This is a genomic window from Devosia sp., from assembly GCF_030689745.1.
Lineage (GTDB): Bacteria > Pseudomonadota > Alphaproteobacteria > Rhizobiales > Devosiaceae > Devosia > Devosia alba.
Window position 1 is genome coordinate 1 of the sequence record NZ_JAUYGL010000030.1, and the last position, 5,370, is coordinate 5,370.

Consider the following 5,370-nt stretch of genomic DNA (forward strand, 5'->3'; position numbering starts at 1 on the left):
GTTTCGAGGACGAGCGGTCGCAATATCGCTTCCGCCTTGACGACGCGGAGCGCCGATTGAACTCCTACCAGTCCCGTCAGGGTGGAGAATTTGGATTCGAAGACGAGCTTGGCGACAAACGCAGGCAACTCGCCGAGATCGAAGCCGATCTGGCGGATGGGGTCTTGAAGGAGGGAAGGAAGGCCGTGGAGGCGGCCTGAAGAAGAAGGAGGAAGGGGACCGGTCGCAGATCGGTTGGGCCCGGAGACGCTGTCGCTCAACCGCCGCCTGCGCCATCCCGGCCCGTCGTTCTTCGCAGGTCTTGTCAGCCCCGCTTGTCCGGCCGGGCAGGGACGCTCGGCCGCAGTTGCACCGGCCCGCCCGCTCCGCGGTCCCGGGGATGTCTTCGAGAAGAAGACGAGAAAGGGAACCGGCGCGGTGCCGGATCCATAATCGCGAACAGGAGCTTCCTATGCATATCATCAAGATCGATCCGCGCGCGCTGAAGGACAATCCCGACGACGCTCGCAAGTCCAAATCCACGCCGCAGGGCGATGCGCTGCTGGCCGCGACCATCAAGTCCGTCGGAATCATCCAGCCGCCCGTCGTTTCTCCCGAAGCTGATGGCGGCAACGGCTTCATCATCCAGGCCGGACATCGCCGCACCAGGGGAGCGATCGCCGCCGAACTTGAAGAGATCGAGGTCATTGTGACAGATCCTGCCGAGGATGGCGGCGCCATGCGCTCCATGGTCGAGAATATCGCCCGCGAACCGCTCAATCCCGTCGACCAGTGGCGCGCCATCGAGCGTCTGGTGGCGCTGGGTTGGACCGAGGAAGGCATCGCCGCGGCGCTGTCGCTTTCGGTCCGCCAGATCAAGAAGCTCCGGCTGCTCGCCAATGTGCTTCCGGCCATGCTGGACCAGATGGCCAAGGGAGACATGCCGGACGAACGGCAGCTCAGGACCATTGCCGCAGCCTCGATCGCGGAGCAGAAGGAGGTCTGGAAGGCCCACAAGCCCAGGAAGAACGAAACGACGTCCTGGTGGTCGGTTGCCAACGGCCTGTCCAAGACCCGCATGTATGCGCGCGACGCCAGCTTCGACGATGAGCTGGCGCGGGCCTACGGCATCGCCTGGGTCGAGGACCTCTTCGCCCCCGCCGACGAGGACAGCCGCTATACGATCGATGTCGAGGCCTTTCTCGGCGCCCAGCAGGAATGGATGACCAACAACCTGCCCAAGAATGGCATGATTGCCGAGCTCAATGGCTGGAACGGTCCGGAGCTCCCCAAGAAGGCCGAACGCGTCTACGGCAAGCCAAAGAAGTCAGACCATACGGCCATGTATCTCGATCGCGACGGCAAGGTGCAGTCCGTCGTCTACCGGCTGCCGGAGCCGAAAGCTGGCAAGGGCAAGACAGAGCAGGGAACGGCCGCCCTGCAGACGCAGCGTCCGGACGTCACCCAGAAAGGCCGGGACATGATCGGCGATTTCCGCACCGATGCGCTTCATGAAGCACTTCAACGCGCGCCGATCGAGGACGACACGCTGACGGCGCTGCTCGTCATTGCCTTTGCCGGTCAAAATGTCCGCGTCGACACCGGGTCGGGCAATACGGGTTCATTCCGAAGCCAGATCGCGTCCCATGCCGCAACCCTGGTCGATGAGACGGGAAATCTCGCTTTCGACACGGACACGCTCAGGGTCGCGGTCCGCTCGGTGCTGATCGAGGTGCTGTCGTGCCGCCGCAACATGTCGAACAGCGGCATCGTCTCGCGGATTGCCGGCGCTGTCGTCGGAGCCGACAGCTTCCTGCCCAATATGGGGACCGAAGACTTTCTTCTGTGCCTCTCCCGGCAGGCTCTCGAGGCCGCTTGCGCGGATACCTCGGTGTTGCCGCGCAACAAGGTCCGCGACACCCGCGCCGCGCTCGTGGAGCATTTCAAGGAAGAACGCTTCGTCCATGCGTCGGCACACTTCGCGCCGGAGGCAAACGAACTCGCCGACTGGAAGGCCCGCAACGAGCTCTCCCAGGACGAGGACGCCGGGGATGCCGACGGCTCCATCGACGAGCTGGATGAGAGCGACATCGACTCGGGCGCCGTCTCCGAGGATTTCCGCGAGGCCGCCGAATAGCGGTCTACCTCCTTCCGAACGCACATCACGCCGCCGGCATCGTCCGGCGGCGTTTCCGTTCCGATTCATCCAACAGGAAGGCATCACTCATGTCCGCACAACTGATTTTCGACACTGCACCGCTCGGTGCGATTATCCGCTATTCAGACGGAACACCCCGTCCCCCTGAGCGGCACCGCCGCAAGCTCCAGGCCTGGGAGCGTCACAACAACACCGGCCGTCTCGTCAAGAGACAGCCCGGCACTGTCGTCGGCGAGACCGCCATTCCAGCCAGCTTCACCCTTTACGAGGGAGATTTCGGCACCAAGGCGGTGATCGTGCTGAAGGTCTTCAAGACCTTCTCGCTCGACAGCGATCTCGACTTCACCGTCATCGAGCGTCCTTCGGCCGGCTCGGTTCTCGTGCTCAGCCGGCCCGGCGATGCGGGCGAACTGGTTCACGTCGCGGTCAGCAGGGCCGCGGCCGATGAATGGCTGTCGCGCCACGGCTACCCCGATGCGGTGCTGCATGAGGTGACCGCCGACCAGGTAGCCGCCGATCATGTCGAGGGGAGGGCGGCATGACCAATTCCGCCCAATCCCACCCCTCCGCCTCACAGCCCTCCGACATGGCCGGGGTTGAGTTCGGGACCAGCGCCGACGGTTTCGCCGTGGCGTGCATCGATGGCACCGCCTACGCCATGCTGCCCGGCCGGGATGGAACCCACCACCTTGCCGCGGCATGGTTGGAGCGCCGGTCTTTGCGCGAGCTTGTGCGGGGAGACTTCAACGGATTTCACGGCGCGCTCACCGACGAGTCGGCTTTCCGTGCCAAAATGGTCGAGAAGGCCGAGCACATCTGCGAGAAAAATGCTCTCGGCCGCCGGGAAATCCACTCCCGCGCGTATACGCCCTGGGGACCCTCGCAGGGCGCCACGGTCTTTGCAGAGGGGATCGTCTGCCATTCGACCGCCGGTCATGGCGGATTCCATCTTGCGGCCGATCGCAATGCCAGGGTCGATGGGCGGCTTCGCAATGCCAATAGCTGGTACGAAGAAGACGTCGAGTGGGCGATCGTTGCGATCACCTTCCCGGAATTGTTTACCAGCTTCGAACGGCGCTGCGCCGACCAGACGGTCAAGGACAGTTGGCCGGACGAATTCGAGACGATCACGGGAACCGTGCTCGAACCCGGTCAATCCCGCGAAAAGGATCGCCGGGCCTTCCAGTCACGCCATGTCGGCGACTGGATCGTGATCTCCGCTATCAGGTCGGATCATCACGACGGCTTTGTCGAGGTCGTCGCGACGCTTGGCGGCACGCGCGATCACGCTGCGGAGGAGCGCCGATTTCTGGTTCCCTCGGCGGAATACACGGTCGGCCCATTTGGTTTCGTCATCGATCCCGCCCGCCACGATGTCTATGACGGGCCCTCCAGCTTTATCGGATGGGGGCGCTGATGTCCGTCCCCTGGAAATTGATCGCCATTGCCTTCGGCTGGCACGCCAGCTTCCGGATGGAGGGCGCCTATCCGAAGCTCATCATCCATCACAGGCGGCACAGCACCCGGTTCGCGGGGACCGACGCGTGGAAGCGTGCGGCTCTGACGTCGATCCACGCTCCCCGCTTCATGACCCCGAACAGGAGACCCAGACCATGACCACATGGCTCGTTGCAGTCCATATTCTAGTGACGGCCGATACCACCAGTCCCCGTGCGCACGTCGCCGAAGCGCTCGAAGCCCATCTTGACGGATCGTCACCATTTCCGGTCAGGCCAACGTCGCCATCATCGACTGGGCCGTCGCCGGCGAGGACCTTGCGGCGTCCATGGCCCCTGCCGCCATCCCGCCAGACAATGAATCCGGAAGCATGCCCTTCCCGCAATGGCCGGTAGGCAAGGATTAGCGCAGCGTTCTCCCGAACCGCATCGGTGGACGCAGCGGTGGTTTGGTCGGGTGAGCGGTCCGTTTGGCAATCGTCATTTCCTTTACACATCGCCGCCAGTGGAGCGCCATGTCTGCCGGCCTTCCCTTCGGGACAGGCTGCGGTCGTAAACCGGCGGCCGGAGCCTTCAAGGCCGCTGACGCGCCGCGGTGCGGCCGCGCGGACCATCCTCGCCAAGCCGGTCCCGCGGTATGGCGCAAGGGCTGAAAGCCCTGCTGACCCGCAGGACAGGTTCGCTTGGCCCGGTCCGCGCGGACCCTGAAGCCTCCGTCTTTCCACCGGTTTTTCCTGACCGCGCCCGAAGGGAAGGCCGGCAGTCCGGCTTGAGCCTTCGGCCATACCGTGAAGGAAAGGAAACTCACATGACCAGTACCGCTCGTTCTTCCCGTCAATCCGCCAAGGTCACCCAGCTTCGCAAGGGCGCTTCGCTCGAAATGGCCCGACTTGCCTGCCCCGATAGCGCTCAGGCCTCCCTCATCTCCGAAAGCTTCGGTCTTCCCGTGATCGACGGTGACGGCATTCGCGAACTTCATCACAAGATCATCGTCGACACGGCCGACGCCCTCAACGAGGGTCTCGGCGAACGGGCGATGCAGATTCACCTGCAGCGCATCGTCGGTTCGTTTGTCGGCTCCGCCCATGGGGCCGGACAATTCTACAGCCGCGCCGTGACCGAGGCCCGCGATGCCACGGCCAAGGGATCCAATGACACCCGGGACGAGGACATCAATGGCCCGGTCGGTTTCGTTGGGGCAGCCCAACGCAAGCGCGAATTCGCAGCCGATATGGGCCTGCAGGCTCACGCGCTCCGCTGCGCCGCCGAAGGCGTCGTGACCGCTTACGAAGAGGTGGTCGGCGAGGCCTGGAAGCCCTTCCAGCGCCCGATCGACAACCCCGGCCAGACCGTCGATCGCAAGGCGGCAGAACTGCAGATGGCCGCACTCAGCTAGGCCATACGGGCGGAGCTTCGGCTCCGCCCCATTTTTGTCGACACAAAGACTCGAATTGACAAAACAACGTAAAATACCTATTTTACGTGAAATACAGGAGCCATGAGATGAAGCACTACACTTTTTCCGACATGAACCGCTCTTCGGGTGAAATTCTTGAGGCGGCGATGATCGAACCGGTCGTGCTCACCAAGCACGGCAAGGAGAAGCTCTTTGTTCTCTCCGCCCGCGACTATCACAGGATGCGCGGCGAACCGAGCCCGACGAAGTCATATTCCCTGCATGATGCGCCGGACGATGTCAGTGCGGAATTGATATCCGGCATTGACGCCATTCTCGAACCTGCCAAAGACGATGCTTGAGCAGGGCGACGTCGCCGA

Annotated in this window: 5 protein-coding genes and 1 pseudogene; all 6 read left to right on the plus strand. The window is 63.4% G+C overall.

Going from position 1 to position 5,370, the window contains the following annotated elements:
• A pseudogene (locus Q8O80_RS02845) lies at positions 1 to 200 on the plus strand (hypothetical protein); the annotation flags it as partial.
• Between the two features lie 251 nt (positions 201 to 451).
• On the plus strand, positions 452 to 2,116 hold the full coding sequence (locus Q8O80_RS02850; protein WP_305576715.1) for a ParB/RepB/Spo0J family partition protein: 1,665 nt from the start codon (positions 452 to 454) through the stop codon (positions 2,114 to 2,116).
• An 89-nt stretch (positions 2,117 to 2,205) separates the two neighbouring features.
• Positions 2,206 to 2,679: a hypothetical protein gene (locus Q8O80_RS02855; protein ID WP_305576708.1), complete on the plus strand. Its 474-nt coding sequence runs from the start codon at positions 2,206 to 2,208 to the stop codon at positions 2,677 to 2,679.
• A complete protein-coding gene (locus Q8O80_RS02860) occupies positions 2,676 to 3,554 on the plus strand; it encodes a hypothetical protein (RefSeq protein WP_305576710.1) in 879 nt (292 codons plus the stop codon). The genes Q8O80_RS02855 and Q8O80_RS02860 overlap by 4 nt, the downstream gene beginning before the upstream one ends.
• Positions 3,555 to 4,402: 848 nt before the next feature.
• The gene (locus Q8O80_RS02865) at positions 4,403 to 4,990 is read left to right on the plus strand and encodes a hypothetical protein (RefSeq protein WP_305576712.1); all 588 of its coding nucleotides are present in this window, start codon (positions 4,403 to 4,405) and stop codon (positions 4,988 to 4,990) included.
• Positions 4,991 to 5,097: 107 nt separating this feature from the next.
• The gene (locus tag Q8O80_RS02870) at positions 5,098 to 5,352 is read left to right on the plus strand and encodes a type II toxin-antitoxin system prevent-host-death family antitoxin (RefSeq protein ID WP_305576714.1); all 255 of its coding nucleotides are present in this window, start codon (positions 5,098 to 5,100) and stop codon (positions 5,350 to 5,352) included.
• The last annotated feature ends 18 nt before the right edge of the window (positions 5,353 to 5,370 follow it).